This is a genomic window from Corallococcus sp. NCSPR001, from assembly GCF_017309135.1.
Taxonomy (GTDB): domain Bacteria; phylum Myxococcota; class Myxococcia; order Myxococcales; family Myxococcaceae; genus Corallococcus.
In genome coordinates this window covers 5,194,731-5,212,491 of record NZ_JAFIMS010000002.1, presented here as the reverse complement: position 1 = coordinate 5,212,491, position 17,761 = coordinate 5,194,731, and the positions used below count along the sequence as shown (strand labels likewise).

Annotated in this window: 1 protein-coding gene (running past one end of the window); it reads left to right on the top strand. The window is 71.5% G+C overall.

All coding sequences use genetic code 11. The features are described from left to right. Window positions 1-17,761: the end of a non-ribosomal peptide synthase/polyketide synthase gene (locus JYJ93_RS40225; RefSeq protein ID WP_347402701.1), read on the top strand. 19,673 nt of this gene lie to the left of the window's left edge; 17,761 of the gene's 37,434 nt are visible here — the last part of the coding sequence; the start codon falls outside the window, past its left edge; its stop codon occupies window positions 17,759-17,761.

The window sequence follows — 17,761 nt, the reverse complement described above, 5'->3', positions numbered from 1 at the left end:
CCTGCCGCTCCCGCTGCGCGACGTGACGGGCGACACACCCGAGGCCCGCGAAGCGGAGATGCTGCGCTTCTGCAAGGCGTACGTGCTGCTCCCCTTCGACCTGGAGAAGGGCGTCCTGCGCGCGACGCTGCTGCGCATGGAGCCCCAGGTGCACGTGCTGGCGCTCGTCTTCCACCACGCGGTGTCCGACGCGTGGTGCAACATGGTCATCGCGCACGATCTGACGGCGAACTACGCCGCGTTCCGCTCGGGCCAGCCGTCGCCCCTGCCGGAGCTGCCGGTGCAGTACGCGGACTATGCCGTGTGGCAGCGCGCGTGGCTGGAGGGCGGCGAGATGGAGGCGCAGCTCGCCTGGTGGAAGCAGCGGCTCTCCGGTGCGCCCAACCTGGAGCTGCCCACGGACCGGCCACGTCCCGCCGTCATCTCCTTCGCGGGCGCGCGGCACCGGTTCACGCTCCCTCCGGACGTGTCCACACCGCTGCTGGCGCTGGGCCGCAAACACGGCGCCACGACGTTCATGGTGCTGATGGCGCTCTTCCAGACGATGCTGTCGCGCTACTCCGGCCAGGACGACTTCGTGGTGGGCACCCCCATCGCGGGCCGCACGCGCCCGGAGCTCGAGTGGCTGATGGGGTGCTTCATCAACACCCTGCCCTTCCGCGCGAAGCTGTCCGGCCTGCCGTCCTTCGCGGAGCTCCTGGTCCGCGTGCGCACCCAGGCCCTGGAGGCCTACTCGCACCAGGACGCCCCCTTCGAGCGCGTGCTGGACGCGATGCAGTTGCCGCGCGACCTGAGCCGCACGCCGCTGTTCCAGGTGAGCATCAACGTGGTGAACACCCCGGAGGCCCAGGCCCGTCCCGCGGACCTGACGCTCAGCGGAGTGACCGTCCCCACGGACACGTCCAAGTTCGACCTGGGCTTCGAGGTGCTGGAGGGCCGCGACGGCTTCAGCTGCAGCCTGGAGTACGCCACCGCCCTCTTCGACGCGGCCACCATCGAGCGCATGGCGGAGCACCTGGTGGGCCTGGCGCGCGCCGTCGTCGCGAGCCCCCGGACGCCCGTCGCCCTGCTGCCGCTGCTGGCGGAGGCGGAGCGGCACCAGGTCCTGGACGCCTGGAACGACACGTTTCGCGACTACCCCCATGACGCGTGCATCCCGGACCTCTTCGCCCGTCAGGCCGAGCTGCGCCCGGACGCGGTGGCGCTTGAGTTCGGAGAGGAGCGCCTGACGTACGCGCAGTTGGACGCGCGCACGAACCAGTGGGCACACCTGCTGCGCCAGCACGGCGTGGGCCCGGACGTGCTGGTGGCGGTCTCCCTGGACCGCTCGGTGGAGCTCATCGTCGCGCTGCTGGGCATCCTCAAGGCCGGGGGCGCCTACGTGCCGCTGGATGCGTCCTACCCGGCGGCGCGCCTGGCCGCGATGCTGGAGGACGCGCCCGCGAAGCTGCTCGTCACCACACGCGCGACGCGCGAAGCGCTGCCGGTGGAGCTGCCGTCCCTCTTCGTGGAGGAGGCGCCCGTCGCGGATCAGCCCACGTCGCGAGTGGCAGACACCGGCCTGCGCTCACGCCACCTGGCCTACGTGGACTTCACGTCCGGCAGCACCGGCCGGCCCAAGGGCGTCGCGGTGGAGCACCGCGCCGTGATGCGCCTCCTGCACCACCCGACGTACGGGCACGTGGGGCCGGAGGAGACCTTCCTGCTCGTCGCGCCCATCTCCTTCGACCCCACCACGCTGGAGATCTGGGGACCGCTGCTGCACGGCGGAAAGCTGGCGGTGTTCCCGCCCACCTCACCGTCGGACGTGGACCTGCTGGCCAGGGTCCTCCAGCGCCACGGCGTCACCACGCTGCTGCTGACCTCCGGCCTCTTCACGCAGGTGGTGGACGTCAACATGGAGGCGCTGCGCGGCGTGCGGCGCGTGCTCGTGGGCGGTGACGTCGTGTCACCGGTCCACGTGCGCCGGGTGCTGGAGTCGGACCTGGGGACCGCCGTCACGGCCTGCTACGGCCCGACGGAGACGACCCTCCTCGCGTCCACCTGGTCCGTGCCAGACGCGGCGTCCGTGGGCGCGACGATGCCCATAGGCCGGCCCATCGCGCAGACGCAGCTCTACGTGCTGGACGTGCACGGACAGCCGGTCCCCCCGGGTGTGCCCGGCGAGCTGTACGTCGGCGGCGACGGCCTGGCGCGCGGCTACGCGTCCCGGCCGGACCTCACGGCGGAGCGCTTCGTCCCGCACCCCTTCTCCTCGCGGCCCGGTGAGCGGCTCTACCGCACGGGCGACCTGGCGCGCTGGCGGCGCGACGGAGTCATGGAGTTCCTGGGCCGCGTGGACCACCAGGTGAAGGTGCGCGGCTTCCGCATCGAGCTGGCGGAGGTGGAGGCCGCCCTGCGCGCCCACTCCAACGTGCGCGAAGCCGTGGCCTGGGTGCGCGAGGACGTGCCCGGCGACAAGCGGCTCGTGGCCTACGTCGTCCCGGACGGCGGGCCGCTCGACGCGAACGCGCTGCGCGACTTCATGCGCCAGCGGGTGCCGGAGTTCATGCTCCCGTCCGCGTTCGTCACCCTGGCGGCCCTGCCGCTGACGGCGCAGGCGAAGGTGGACCGCAAGGCCCTGCCCGCTCCCGAGGGCCAGCGCGCCTCGCGCCGTGAGTACGTCGCGCCCCGCACGCGCATGGAGCAGTCGCTGGCGCAGGTGCTCGCCCAGGTGTTGCGCGTGGAGCGCGTGGGCCTGGATGACAACTTCTTCGAACTGGGCGGCGACTCCATCATCAGCCTCCAGGTCGTCGCGAAGGCGCGGCAGGCCGGCGTCCAGTTGCTGGTGAAGGACCTCTTCCAGCACCCCACCCTGGGCGCGCTGGCGGCCGTGGCCCGCGTGAGCGCGGCCAGCCTCGCTGAACAGGGCCCGGTGGTGGGCGACGTGCCCCTCACCCCCATCCAGGCGGGCTTCCTGGAGCGCGAGCCGGTGTACGCGCACCACTTCAACCACGCCCTGCTCCTCAAGGCCCGGCAGCCGCTCTCGCCCGCGCACCTGGAGCAGGCCCTCACAGCGCTCGTCGTCCACCACGACGCCCTGCGCCTGCACTACCTCCGTGGCCCGGAGGGCACCTGGCGCCAGCGCGACGCCGGGCCTGACGAAGCCCCGCTCACGCTCCTCCAGGTGGACCTCTCCGCGCTGCCGGCCGAGGCGCACGCGTCCGCCATGGAAGCGGAGGCCACGCGCATCCAGGCGTCGTTCGACCTGTCCGCGCCGCCGCTCGTGCGGCCGGTGCTGTTCCACTTCGGGCCGGGCGAGGCGCAGCGCCTGCTGCTCGTCATCCATCACCTGGTGGTGGACACGGTGTCGTGGCGGATCCTCGTCGAGGACCTGGAGACGGCCTACCGCCAGCTCCAGTCGGGCCAGGGCATCACGCTGCCCGCGAAGACGACGTCCTTCCTGTCGTGGGCCCGAAGGCTGGAGACGCATGCCCTGTCGGACGTGCTCGGCGCGGAGGCCGCCTTCTGGCTGGAGGCGGCGCGCGCGGACGTGGCGCCGCTGCCCGTGGACGGACCGGGGCCGCGCACCTACGCCACGCACCGGACGGTGGCCGCGGAGCTGGACGCGGAGGCCACCCGGCTCCTGCTCCAGGAGACGCCCGGCGCGTGGAGGGCGCGCATCGACGACGTGCTGCTGACCGCGCTCGGCGTGGCGCTGGGCGAGTGGACCGGCAAACCCGACGTCCTCATCGACCTGGAGGGCCACGGCCGCGAGGAGCTGTTCGCGGACGCGGATGTGTCGCGCACCGTGGGCTGGTTCACGTCCCTCACGCCCGCCCTGCTGCGGCTGTCTTTCAGGGGCACGCTGGGAGACCGGCTGCGCGCCGTGCGCGACACGCTGCGCGCGTGGCCCGGCCGGGGCATCGGCTTCGGGCTGCTGCGCCACCTGGGTCCCGTCGAAACGCGGGCCCGGCTGGCCGCATTGCCCCAGGCGCAGGTGTCGTTCAATTACCTGGGACAACTGGATGGCTCGGCCGCCGCGAGCACCCTCTTCGCCCTGAGCGACGAGCCCGTGGGCCCGAACGTGGCCCCCCAGGCCGCGCATCCGCACGCGCTGGTGGTGGATGGCTCGGTGCTGGACGGGCGGCTGCGCATGGCCTTCGGCTACAGCCCACTGCTGCACCACGAGGAGACCGTGCGGACCCTGTCCCAGCGCTTCCTCTCCGTGCTGCGGGAGCTCATCGCACAGCGCCACTCGGAGGACGCGCGCCGGAGGACGCCGAGCGACTTCCCCCTGGCGCACCTCTCCCAGGCCGCGCTGGACGCGGTGCTGGCTGCGCAGGGCCCCACGGTGGAGGACCTGTTCCCGCTGTCTCCGCTCCAGGAGGGCATGCTCTTCCACGCCCTGGAGGACCCGCACGCGGGCTTCTACGTGGAGCACACCGCGTGGACGTTCCACTCGGACGTGGACGTCGCGCTGCTCCAGCGGACGTGGCAGACGGCGGTGGACCGCAACCCCATCCTGCGCACCGCGTTCGTGTGGAAGGGACTGGAGACGCCGCTGCAGGCGGTGCACTCGCACGCGGCGCTGCCGTTCGAAGTGCATGACTGGCGCCACCTGCCGGACGCGGAGCAGCAGGCCGCCCTGGAGCGGCTGATGGCCGAGGACCGCTCGCGCGGCTTCGACGTGTCCCGGGCCCCGCTGTCGCGCATGACGGTGGTGCGGCTGTCGGACGCGCGCTGGCGCTGCGTGTGGAGCCACCACCACCTGCTGTTCGACGGCTGGAGCCTGGGGCTGTTCTTCCAGGAGGTCTTCGCCCTCTACGACGCCCTTCGCGCCGGAACGCCGCTGCCCGCCGCGGGCCGGCCCCCCTTCCGCGACTACATCGCGTGGCTGGGACAGCGTGACGCCGCCGGGGACGAGCGCTTCTGGCGCGGCCAACTGTCCGGCCTGTCGTCGCCCACGCCCCTGCCCGCGGTGCGTCCTCTGGCCGCGCAGCCCTCGGGCGTGGTGGAGCAGCCCGACCTGGCGATCGCGGTTCCGGAGGCCCGGACCCAGGCGCTCGACGCCTTCGCGAAGCAGCACCAGCTCACGCTCAACACGCTGACGCAGGCGGCCTGGGCGCTGGTGCTGGCGCGCCATGCGGACACGCGCGACGTCCTCTTCGGCACCACGCTGGCCGGCCGTCCGCCGGAGCTGGCGGGTTCGGAGTCCATGCTGGGCCTGCTCATCGCCACGCTGCCGGTCCGCGTCACGCTCCCTGACGAGGACTCGCCCGTGCTGCCGTGGCTCCAGTCCCTCCAGGCGAAGCTCCTGGGCATCCAGCAGCACCAGCACACGCCGCTGGTCGCCGCGCACGGGTGGAGTGACATCCCCCGGGGACAGCCGCTCTTCCAGTCACTGCTCATCTTCGAGAACTACCCCTTCGACGAATCCCTGCTGCGCCGCTCCACCGCGCTGGACCTGCGCGACTTGGTGATGGGCGAGAGCACGAACTACCCGCTGGCGGCCTCGGTGTTGCCGGGCCGCGAGCTCCAGTTGCACCTCACCTACGACGCGAACCGCTTCGACGAGGATGCCGTCCGCCGGGTGCTGGGCCAGTGGAGGCAGGCGCTGGAGGAGCTGGCCCGGCCCCAAGCCCGGCTGGCCGACGTGTCCCTCGTGTCGGCCGAAGACCGCGCGTGGCTGTTGCGCGCCGGGCTCGGTGATGTCGTGGACTTCGAGCGCGACTCCACGGTGCACGGCCGCTTCGAACGGCAGGCCGAGGAGACGCCGGACGCGGACGCAGTGGTCTTCGGGGAAACGACGCTGTCCTTCCGTCAGCTCAACGCGAAGGCCAACGCGCTCGCCTGGCACCTGCGGTCGCTGGGCGTGGGCCCGGAGGTCCCGGTGGCCCTGTGCCTGGAGCGATCGGCGGAGGTCATCGTCGCGCTGCTCGCGGTGCTCAAGGCCGGAGGCGCCTTCGTGCCGCTGGACCCCAGGGCTCCGGCCGCGCGCAAGTCGTTCGTCATCGAGGACAGCGGCGCGACCGTGCTGATCACGACGCAGGCGCTGCAAGAAGCGTGGCACTCGGAGGTGCCCCACCGGGTGCTGCTGGACGCAGAACCTGTCGGACAGTCGGACAGGTTTTCGGAGAACCCGCCCCGGGCGGCGGGTCCGGCGAACCTCGCCTACGTCATCTACACGTCGGGCTCCACGGGCGCGCCGAAGGGCGTGATGGTGCAGCACCGCTCGGTGCTCCATCTGCACAAGTCGATGACGTTGAGCATCTACGAGGACCTGCCGCCGGCTCAGCGCATCACCGTGAACGCGCCGCTGTACTTCGACGCGTCCATCGAACAGGTGATCCAGCTGCTGTCCGGCCACTGCCTCTACATCGTCCCGGAGGACGTGCGCCTGGAGCCGGAGGTCCTGCTCGAGTGGCTGGAGCGTCAGAGTATCGACGTGTTCGACAGCACGCCGTCACAGCTCAAGCTCCTGCTGTCCGCCGGGCTGCTGGAGCGCGCCCACGTCCCCAAGCACTTCTCCATCGGAGGCGAGGCGATGGACGAGGTGACCTGGCGGCAGCTTGCCGCGGCGAAGCGCGGTCGTGGCTACAACGGCTATGGCCCCACGGAGGTCACCGTGGACGCGACGGTCAGCGTCGTCCAGGGCGCGCCCCAGCAGGTGCCCGTCATCGGCCGGCCCATCGCCAACCTGCGGGCCTACGTGCTCGACACGGACGGGCGCCTGGCACCCGTCGGAACGCCGGGCGAGCTGTGCCTCGCGGGTGAAGGCCTCGCGCGAGGCTACCTGGGCCTGCCCGCCCTGACGGCCGAGCGCTTCATGCCGGATCCGTTCAGCCCGGAGCCCGGCGCGCGCCTCTACCGCACGGGCGACAAGGCCCGCTGGCGGGAGGATGGCACGCTCGACTTCATGGGCCGCCTGGACTTCCAGGTGAAGTTGCGCGGCAATCGCATCGAGCTGGGCGAAATCGAAGCCACGCTGCGAGCGCACCCGGGCATCCGGGACGCGGTGGTGCAGGTCCACGACGACCGGCTCATCGCGTACATCGCGCCCCAGGTGGACACGTCGCCCCTGCGCGAACACGTGCGTCAGCACCTGCCGGAGTACATGGTGCCCGCCGCGTTCATCCCGCTGGACGCCCTGCCCCTCACGCCCAACGGCAAGGTGGACCGCAAGGCGCTGCCCGCACCGGAGGCCGCCCCCGTCACCGAGCGCGTGATCGAACCGCCCGCGACGCCCACCGAAGCGGCGCTGATCCCGCTGTGGACCGAAGTGCTTCGAGTCCCCGCCGTGAGCCGGCACGACGGCTTCTTCGAGCTGGGCGGCCACTCCCTGCTGGCCACGCAGCTGGTGTCGCGGGTGCGCACGCACTTCGGCGTGGAGCTGCCCCTGCGAGCCCTGCTGGAAGGCCCCACGGTCGCGGCGCTGGCCGAGCGCATCGACGCGCTCCGGAAGCCAGAGGCTCCGCAGGCGCCCACGTCCGCCCTGCCCGCGCTGATCCGGGCGGAGCGGCCCGACGTGCTGCCCCTGTCGTTCGCGCAGCACCGGCTGTGGTTCATCGAGCAGCTGGGCACCGCGGGCAACGCGTACAGCCTGCCGAGCATGCTCGTGCTGCAAGGCACGCTGGACATCATCGTGATGCTCGCGGCGTTCGACGAGTTGGTCCGCCGTCACGAAGCGCTGCGCACCACCTTCCGTTCGCACGAAGGCACGCCGTCACAGGTCATCCATCCGCCCTTCCCCATGCCCCTGCGGCACGTGGACCTCTCCGCGCTCCCGACGCAGGAGGCTCGGGAGGCCGAGGTGTCGCGGCTGGCGCAGGAGGAGCTGCACACCCCGTTCGACCTGGAACAGGGGCCGTTGTTCCGGGGCCTCCTGATGAAGCTGGGCCCCACCGAGCACCGGCTGCTGCTCAACACGCACCACATCATCTCCGACGGCTGGTCCACGGGCGTGCTGGTGCGCGAGATGGCCGCGCTCTACACGGCGTTCTCCGAGGAGCAGCCGTCGCCGCTGCCGGAGCTGCCGGTCCAGGCCGCGGACCACGCCCTCTGGCAGCGTGGCTGGCTCCAGGGGGAAGTGCTGGATTCGCAGGTGGCGTACTGGCGCGGACAGCTGGAAGGCGCCGCGCCCTTCCTGGAGCTGCCCACGGACCACCCGCGTCCGGCGCGTCAGTCCTTCCGGGCCGGCGTGCGGCCCATGCCCCTGCCGCGAGACCTGAGCGAGGCGCTGGAGGCCCTGGCACGACAGACCTCCACCACGCCCTTCATGGTGCTGCTCGCGGCGTTCCAGTTGATGCTGCACCGGTACGCGGGCCAGGAGGACGTGCTCGTGGGGTCCCCCATCGCGGGCCGCCGTCACGCGGAGGTCGAGGGCCTCATCGGCTACTTCGCGAACACGGTGGTGCTGCGCACGCGGGTCCGCGACACGCTGCGCTTCCGTGAACTGCTGGAGCAGGTGCGCGCCACCACGCTGGGCGCGTACGAGCATCAGGACCTGCCGTTCGAGAAGCTGGTGGAGGTGCTCCAGCCCGAGCGCGACCTGGGGCGCACGCCGCTCTTCCAGGTGACCTTCACGCTCCAGAACGCGCCCATGCCGGAGCTGTCCCTGCCCGGCCTGACGCTGCGCCCGCTGGAAGCGAACGCCGACGTCATCCTCTTCGACCTCCAGTGGCTGATGCAGCGCACGCCGGAGGGCTTCGACGGAGCACTCGTCTTCAACCAGGACCTCTTCGAACCGGCCACGGCGGCCAGCATGGTGGAGCACCTGCGCGTGTTGCTTGAGGCCGTCGTCCGCGCACCGGACACGCGGCTGGGGCAATTGCCGTGGCTCACGGAGGCGGAGCGTCAGCGGCTGCTCGTCGGATGGAACGACACGGCTCGGGACTACCCGCGTGACGCGTCCGTGACCGCGCTCTTCACCGAGCAGGCCGCGCGCACGCCGGACGCCATCGCGCTGAAGTCCGGCGGGGAGACGCTCACGTACGCGGCGCTGGAGCGCGCATCGAACCAGCTCGCGCACCACCTGCGGCGCCAGGGCGTACGGCCCGGACACCGGGTGGGCCTGTGCCTGGAGCGGTCATTCGACCTCGTCACCGGTCTGCTGGGCATCCTCAAGGCCGGCGCGGCCTACGTGCCGGTGGACGCGAAGACACCGGCGGAGCGCATCACCTGGATGCTCCAGGCCGCCAGCGTCAGCGTGCTCGTCACGCAGGAGTCCCTGGCGGATGAGCTGCCGCAGGTGACGGACCTCCAGGTACTGCTGGACGCGGATGAATCCCAGATCGCGAGGCAGCCGGAGACGCCGCTGGACCTGAGCGTGCACGCCGACGCGCTGGCCTACGTGATGTTCACGTCGGGAAGCACCGGCCGGCCCAAGGGCGTCAGAGTCCCGCACCGGGGCATCACGCGTCTGGTGCGCGGCGCGGACTTCATCCACTTCGGCCCCGAGGAGGTCTTCCTCCATCTGGCGCCCCTCGCGTTCGACGCGTCCACGCTGGAGGTCTGGGGCGCGCTGCTGAACGGCGCGACGCTGGTGCTGGCGCCGCCCAGGGTCTTGTCACTGGAGGAGACGGGAGCGCTGCTGCGGCGCGAAGGCATCACCACGCTGTGGCTCACCGCCGCCCTCTTCGACCAGATGGTGCTGCACCAGGGTGAAGCGCTGGCCCGCGTGAAGCAGGTGCTCGCGGGCGGCGACGTGCTGAGCGTGGAGCGCGTGCGCGAACACCTGAAGCGGTTGCCCCCGGGCGCGGTGTTGGTCAACGGCTACGGCCCCACGGAGAACACGACGTTCTCCGCCACGCACACGCTGCGCGCCGGAGACACCGTGGGCCATTCGGTGCCCATCGGCCGGCCGCTGTCGAACTCCACGGTGTGGGTGCTGGACGCGGCACTCCAGCCCGTGCCGCCGGGAGTGCCGGGCACGCTGTACGTGGGCGGAGACGGTCTGGCCTGGGGCTACCTCCAGCGCCCGGACCTCACGGCCGAACGCTTCATCCCCCACCCCTTCGCCACCGAGCCGGGAGCACGCCTCTACGACACGGGCGACCGCGTGCGCTGGCAGCGTGACGGGACGTTGGAGTTCCTGGGCCGCACCGACTTCCAGGTGAAGCTGCGTGGCTTCCGCGTGGAGTTGGGCGAAATCGAAGCTGTGCTGCGCCTGTCGCCGGAAGTCGAGGAGGCGGTGGTCGTGGTGCGCGAGGACGTGCCGGGCGACAAGCGCCTCGTGGCCTACGTCGTGAGCGGCGAAGGCCTGGACACGGGAGCACTGCGGGTGTCCGTGCAGAAGCAGCTGCCGGAGTACATGGTGCCCTCGGCCATCGTGGTACTGCCGAAGCTGCCGCTGAGTCCCAACGGCAAGGTGGACCGCAAGGCCCTGCCCGCGCCCCAGCCCCGTGCCACGGACAGTTCCACCGCTGCCCCCCGAAGCGCGCTGGAGAAGACGCTCGCGGGCATCTGGGCGGAGGTGCTGCAACTGAAGACGGTGGACATCCACGGCGACTTCTTCGAGCTGGGTGGCCACTCGCTGCTGGCCACGCAGGTCGTGTCGCGCATCCGCTCGACGCTGGGCCTGGAGCTGCCGCTGGGCGAACTGTTTCGTTCGCCCACGGTGGCATCGCTGGCGGAGCGGCTGGTGGATGCCCGCCGCACCCAGGCGCCACCGCTGGTCCGAGCAGAGCGCACGTCCGCGCCGCCGCTGTCGTTCGCTCAGCAGCGGCTGTGGTTCATCGACCAGTTGGAGCCGGGCAGCCCGCTCTACAACATGCCGCTGGCGCTGAGCCTCACCGGCGACCTGGACGTAGCCGCGCTGCAAGGAAGCCTGGACGCGCTGATGGCGCGGCATGAATCCCTGCGCACCACCTTCCGCATGGAGTCCGGCAAGCCCGTGCAGGACATCCACCCGGAGGGCCACGTCCCCCTAGAGACGGTGGACCTGACGGTCCTGGGCAGCCGCGCCGCGAGGCAGGCCGAAGCCCAGCGCCTGGGCCACGCGGAGACGCTGAAGCCCTTCGACCTGAAGCGCGGGCCGGTCGTCCGCGCGCTGCTGATGAAGCTGGATGAACGCGAGCACGTGCTGGTGCTGCACCTGCACCACATCGTCTCCGACGGGTGGTCGCTGGGCGTCCTCGTGCGGGAACTCACGGCCCTCTACGAGGCCATGCGCACAGGCCGCGCCGCCGTCCTGCCGGAGCTGCCGGTGCAGTACGCGGACTACGCCGTCTGGCAGCGCGGCTGGCTCCAGGGCGGCGTGCTGCAAGCGCAGGTCGAGTGGTGGAAGAACCAGTTGTCCGGAGCGCCCCTCGTGCTGGACATGCCCACCGACCGGCCGAGGACCACCACCGCCACGCAGCAAGGCGGCCTGGTCCGGGTGACGCTGCCGCGAGTCTTGAGCGAGCGCGTGGATGCATTGGCGCAAGCCGAAGGCGCCACGCCCTTCATGGCGCTTCTGGCTGCATTCCAGGCCGTACTGTCACGCGTGTCCGGGCAGGACGATGTGCTGGTGGGCTCGCCCATCGCGAACCGCCGGCAGGCGGAGACGGAGGGCCTCATCGGCTTCTTCGTGAACATGCTGGTGCTGCGCGGGCGCTTCGGCGCGAGGACGACCTTCCGCGAGCTGCTCGCGCAGATTCGCGCCACCACTCTGGGCGCGTACGAGCACCAGGACATCCCGTTCGAACACCTGGTGGAAGCGCTCCAACCCGAGCGTGACCTGGGGCGCACCCCGCTCTTCCAGGCGATGTTCGCGCTCCAGAACGCGCCCGTGCCGGAGATGGCGGTACCCGGACTCACCGTGGGGCCGGCCCACTTCGAGGGCGGCGCGCCGACGCAGTTCGAGCTGGCGCTGGACCTGAACCGGACCCGCGACGGCTACGAGGGCCGCATCCACTACGCCGCGGACCTCTTCGACGCGAGCACCATCGAGCGGCTCGTCGCGCACCTGCGCAGGCTGCTGGAGGCCGTGTGCGACGCGCCGGACCTGCCGCTGTCGGACGTGTCGCTCGTCTCGCCGGAGGAACTGGTGCGGCTGGTGCGCATGGGCAGCGGCGAGCGGGTGGACTTCGAGCGTGACGCCACCCTGCACGGCCTCATCGAGCGGCAGGTGACGCGCACCCCGGATGCGCCGGCCGTCGTGTTCGGAGAGACGGCGTTGACCTACCGGCAGCTCGACACGCGGGCGAACCAGCTCGCGTGGCGGCTGCGCTCCATGGGAGTGGGCCCGGAGGTGCGGGTGGGCCTGTGCCTGGAGCGCTCAGTGGAGGCCATCGTGGCGTTCCTCGCGGTGCTCAAGGCCGGGGGCGCCTTCGTGCCGCTGGACCCCAGGGCACCACCCGCGCGCAAGGACTACGTGCTGAAGGACAGCGGCGCGGCCGTGCTCGTCACGACGGGAGCCGCGTGCGGCGACTGGAGTCCGGGCACGGTGCAGACGCTGTGGCTGGACGTGGAGCAGACCGGACTGGGCGCCCTCTCTCACGAGCCCCTGCCCGCCCTGACAGGCCCGGAGCACCTGGCCTACGTGCTGTACACCTCCGGCTCCACGGGCAGGCCCAAGGGCGTCATGGTGCAACACCGCACCATCCTCAACATGCACCGGGCCTTCATCCGCGCCTTCTACGCGGGCCAGCCCAGGGGCCAGCGCGTCAGCGTCAACGCGCCGCTGTACTTCGACGCGGTGATGGACCGCGTGGTGCAGCTAATCGACGGCCACTGCCTCCACATCGTCCCGGACGCGCTGCGCGTGGACCCGGAGGCGATGCTCACGTGGCTGGAGCAGCACCGCATTGACTCGTTCGACTGCACCCCCGCGCAGCTCAAGCCGCTCCTGGCGGCGGGGATGCTGGAGCGCGCCTGGGTCCCGCCCCTCGTGATGATGGGAGGCGACGCATTGGACGTGGAGTCGTGGCGCAAGCTGGCCGCGACGGACCGCACGCGCGTCTTCAACGGCTACGGCCCCACGGAGTGCACCGTCTGCACGGCGGGCGTCACCATCCAGGGAACGCGCCGGACCGAGCCCTTCATCGGCCGGCCCGTGGCGAACCTGAACGCATATGTCCTCGACGCGCGGCAGCGGCCAGTGCCCATCGGGATGCCGGGAGAGTTGTGCTTCTCCGGCGAGAGCGTCACGCGAGGCTACCTGGGCCGTCCGGAACTGACGGCCGAGCGCTTCGTCCCGGATCCGTTCAGCGACGAGCCCGGCGCCCGCCTCTACCGCACGGGAGACCGGGGCCGTTGGAAGCCGGACGGCACGTTGGAGTTCATGGGCCGCCTGGACTTCCAGGTGAAGCTGCGCGGCTACCGCATCGAACTGGGCGAAATTGAAGCCACGCTGCGCACGCACGCGGGCGTCAATGACGCGGTGGCCCTGGTGCGCGAGGACGTGCCAGGCGATGCGCGGCTCGTGGCCTACGTGGTGACGGAGGGCGACACGGAGGGACTGCGCGAGCACCTGCGCCGGCACCTGCCGGAGTACATGGTGCCGTCCGCGTTCGTCGCCCTGCCCGCCCTGCCGCTGACGCCCAACGGGAAGCTGGACCGCAAGGCGCTGCCGTCACCGGAAGCGCAGCGGCGCGCGTCGCGCTCGTACGAAGCTCCGGCGACACCCGCGGAGGTGGCCCTGGCCTCGCTGTGGGAGGAACTGCTGAACGTGCCCGTCGTGGGCCGCAACGACCACTTCTTCGAACTGGGCGGCCACTCGCTGCTGGCCACGCAACTGGTCTCCCGAATCCGCGCCCGCTTCGGCGTGGACGTGGGCGTCCGGGCGCTGTTCGAGTCGCCCACCGTGGCGGGGCTCGCCCAGCGGCTGCCGGATGCACCGGAGGCCAGCGCCCTCCCGGCGCTGCGGCCCGCGGCGCCCCCCGGTCCTCATCCGCTATCGTTCGCGCAGCAGCGGCTGTGGTTCATCGACCAGTTGGAGCCGGGCAGCGCGCTCTACAACATGCCCACGGCGCTGCGCCTCACAGGCACGGTGGACGTGCCCGCGCTCCAGCAGGCCTTCGACGCGCTGGTGGAACGCCACGAAGCGCTGCGCACCACCTTCGAGTCCCACGACGGTGAACCCCGCCAGCACGTGCACCCCGCCCCCACCGGAGTCCTGTCGGTGGTGGACCTGACGGGCCTGCCGGATGACCTGCGGGAAGCGGAGGCCATCCGGCTCGCGAGCGAGGACGCACTGACGCCCTTCGACCTCGCCACGGGGCCGCTGGTGCGGCTCACGCTGCTGAAGCTGGGCGAAGCGGAGCACGTGCTGCTGTTGTGCATGCACCACGCCATTGGAGACGGCTGGTCCATGAGCATCCTGGTGCGTGAAGTCACCGCGCTCTACGAGGCATTCCGGCAGGGCCAGCCCTCGCCGCTGGCTCCGTTGCCGGTGCAGTACCCGGACTTCGCCGTGTGGCAGCGATGCTGGCTCCAGGGCGAAGTGCTGGACGCGCAGCTCGCGTGGTGGACGCAGCAGTTGGCCGGAGCCCCTCAGGCCCTGGCGCTGCCTACTGACAAGCCGCGTCCGCCCCAGCGCTCCGCGAGGGGCGCCACCTTCCCGGTGCGACTGTCGCAGCCGTTGAGCGAGGCGGTGGAGGCACTGGCCCAGGCGGAGGGTGCCACGCCCTTCATGGTGCTGCTCGCGGCCTTCCAGACGCTGCTGCACCGGTACTCCGGCCAGGAGGACCTGCTCGTGGGCACCTCCATCGCGGGCCGGCGTCACGCGGAGACGGAGGGCCTCATTGGCTTCTTCGTCAACACGCTGGTGCTGCGCGCGCGGTTCGATGGACGCCCGTCGTTCCGGACGCTGCTCGCGCAGGTGCGCGCCACCACGCTGGGCGCGTACGAGCACCAGGACATCCCCTTCGAGCGCCTGGTGGAGGCCGTGCAGCCCGCGCGCGACCTGTCGCGCACGCCGCTCATCCAGGCCCTCTTCGCGCTCCAGAACATGCCGGACGCGGAGGTGCGCCTGCCGGAGTTGACGCTGCGTCCAGTGGAGGTGGACCTGCCCACGACGAAGTTCGACCTGGACCTCGCGCTGTCCCGCACGGAGCAGGGCTTCGAGGGGACCCTCTCCTACGCCACGGACCTCTTCGAGCCCGCCACGGCCCGTAGGCTGTCCGAGCACCTGGTCCAACTGCTGGAGGGCGCGGTCGCGAAGCCCGACGCCGCGCTCGACACCCTGCCCCTGCTGACGGCCGAGGAGCGCCAGTGGGTACTGGAGGAGTGGAGTGGCGAAACAGCCCGCTTCGACGCCGACCTGCTCTTCCACGCACGCTTCGAACAGCAGGTGGCGCGCACGCCCAAGGCTCCCGCCGTGGTGATGGGCGACACGACGGTGTCCTTCCACCAGCTCAACGTGCGCGCGAACCAGCTGGCGCACTACCTGCGCTCGCTGGGCGTGGGCCCGGAGGCGCCGGTGGCCTTCTGCCTGGAGCGCTCGCCGGAGGCCATCGTCGCCCTCCTGGGCATCCTCAAGGCGGGCGGCGCGTACGTGCCGCTCGACCCCGCGGCCCCTGAAGCGCGACGGGCCTTCATCCTGGAGAACAGCGGCGCGGCCGTGCTGCTGACCATGCAGGATCAGGTGGAGTCGTGGCAGCCGGCGGTGCGGCACGTGGTGCGACTGGACGCGGACGCGCGGCGCATCGAAGCGTCCTCGCCGGGCAACCCGCGTTCGGGCGTGCGGCCGGAGCATCTGGCCTACGTCATCTACACGTCGGGCTCCACGGGCATGCCCAAGGGCGTGATGGTCCAGCACCGCTCGCTTTCGCACCTGCGGCACGCGATGTCCGAGGCGTGCTTCAGCAAAGTGCCTCCGGGCATGCGGGTGGCCCTCAACGCGCCGTACTACTTCGACGTGTCGGTGGCGCAGTGGGTGCTGATGGGAGACGGCCACTGCCTGTGCCTCGTCCCGGAAGCCGTTCGGCAGGATCCAGAGGCGATGCTCGCGTGGCTGGAGCAGCGGAGGGTAGACGTCCTGGACTGCACGCCGTCGCAGTTCAAGCTGCTGCTGGAGGCGGGGCTCCTGGAGCAGGGGCATGTGCCCGCGCACATCCTCCTCGCCGGAGAGGCGGTGGACGAGGTGACGTGGCGCACGCTCGCGGAGGCGCGGCGCACGCGGGCGTTCAACCTCTACGGCCCGACGGAAACGACGGTGTATGCGACCTGGGAGCGCATCTCCGGCACGGCGCACCCCACGCCCATCATCGGGAGGCCCCTGGTGAACATGGGGGCCTACGTGCTGGACGCGAACCTGAGTCCCGTGTCGGTGGGCGTCCCGGGTGAGCTGTTCATCGCGGGCGAGGGCCTGGCGCGTGGCTACCGCAACCGTCCAGACCTGACGGCGGAGCGCTTCCTGCCGCATCCGTTCAGCACGAAGCCCGGAGCCCGCCTCTACCGCACGGGCGACCGGGTCCGCTGGAAGCACGATGGCACGCTCGACTTCATGGGGCGCGTGGACTTCCAGGTGAAGCTGCGCGGCTACCGCATCGAGCCGGGCGAAATCGAGGCCGCGCTGCGCACGCACCCGGGCATCCGCGACGCGATGGTGCTCGCGCGTGAGGACGTGCCGGGCGTGCAACGGCTGGTGGCGTACGTGGCGCCGGAGGTGGACACCGCTCCGCTCCGAAGCCACCTCCAGCGCTCGCTGCCGGACTACATGATCCCGGCGGCCTACGTCGCCCTGCCCGTCCTGCCGCTGACGCCCAACGGCAAGGTGGACCGCAAGGCGCTGCCGGCTCCGTTGGATGAAGCCGCGCCCCCCGAAGCGAGGGTCGGCCCCAGGGACGAACAGGAAGCGCTGCTCGAGCGTCTCTGGGCCGAAGCCCTGGGCGTGGCCGCGGTGGACGTGCGCACCAGCTTCTTCGAACTGGGTGGGCACTCGCTGCTCGCGGTGCGGCTGATGGCGGCGGTGCACCGGGAGACGGGCCGCAAGCTCCCGCTGTCAGCGCTCTTCCAGGCCCCCAGCGTGGAGCGGTTCGCGGTCCTGCTGGGAGAGGCCGAGCCAGAGGCGCCGAAGCCCTTCACGCCGCTGGTGCCCTTCACGACCGAAGGCACCGGCACGCCGTTCTTCTGCGTGCACCCGGTGGGCGGCAACGTGCTGGCCTACGCGGAGCTCGCGCGGAAGCTGGGAGCGGATCAGCCCTTCTACGGCATCCAGGCCCGGGGCCTCGACGGAACGGATCAGCCGCTGGACACCGTGGAGGCCCTGGCCGCCAGCTACGTACGGGCGGTGCGAGGTGTCCAACCCCACGGCCCGTACCGCCTGGGCGGTTGGTCCCTGGGCGGCGTCATCGCCTACGAGATGGCGTACCAGCTCCGCGAAGCAGGCGAAGCCGTGGAGCTGGTGGCGATGATCGACTCATACGTCCCAGAGACGGTGCCGGACTCGGAGCCGGACCTGGACCGCACGCTGGCGGCGGGCCTGTTCGCGCAGGACCTGGGCGTTTCGCTGGAGGCCCTGGCACCTGACGCGTCGATCATGGAGGTGCTGGAAGCCGCGGTCCAGGCCGGCGCGCTGCCGCCCGGCGTGGACGCCACGGCCCTCTTCCAGGTCTTCGAGGCGAACCTCGAAGCGGCCCGGCGCTACCACCCACCCGCGATGGAGCAACACGTCCTGCGCATCCACGCGGAGGAGCGGGACGAGTCACGCCCCATCGACGGCGGTTGGGCGGCGCTGGTGGGCGAGCAGCTCGAATCGCACGAACTGCCGGGCACCCACCACACGCTGCTGCGCGAGCCCACGGTGCAGTCAGTGGCGGAGCTGCTGGCGAAGGCACTCCGGGACGCAGGCAGGTAG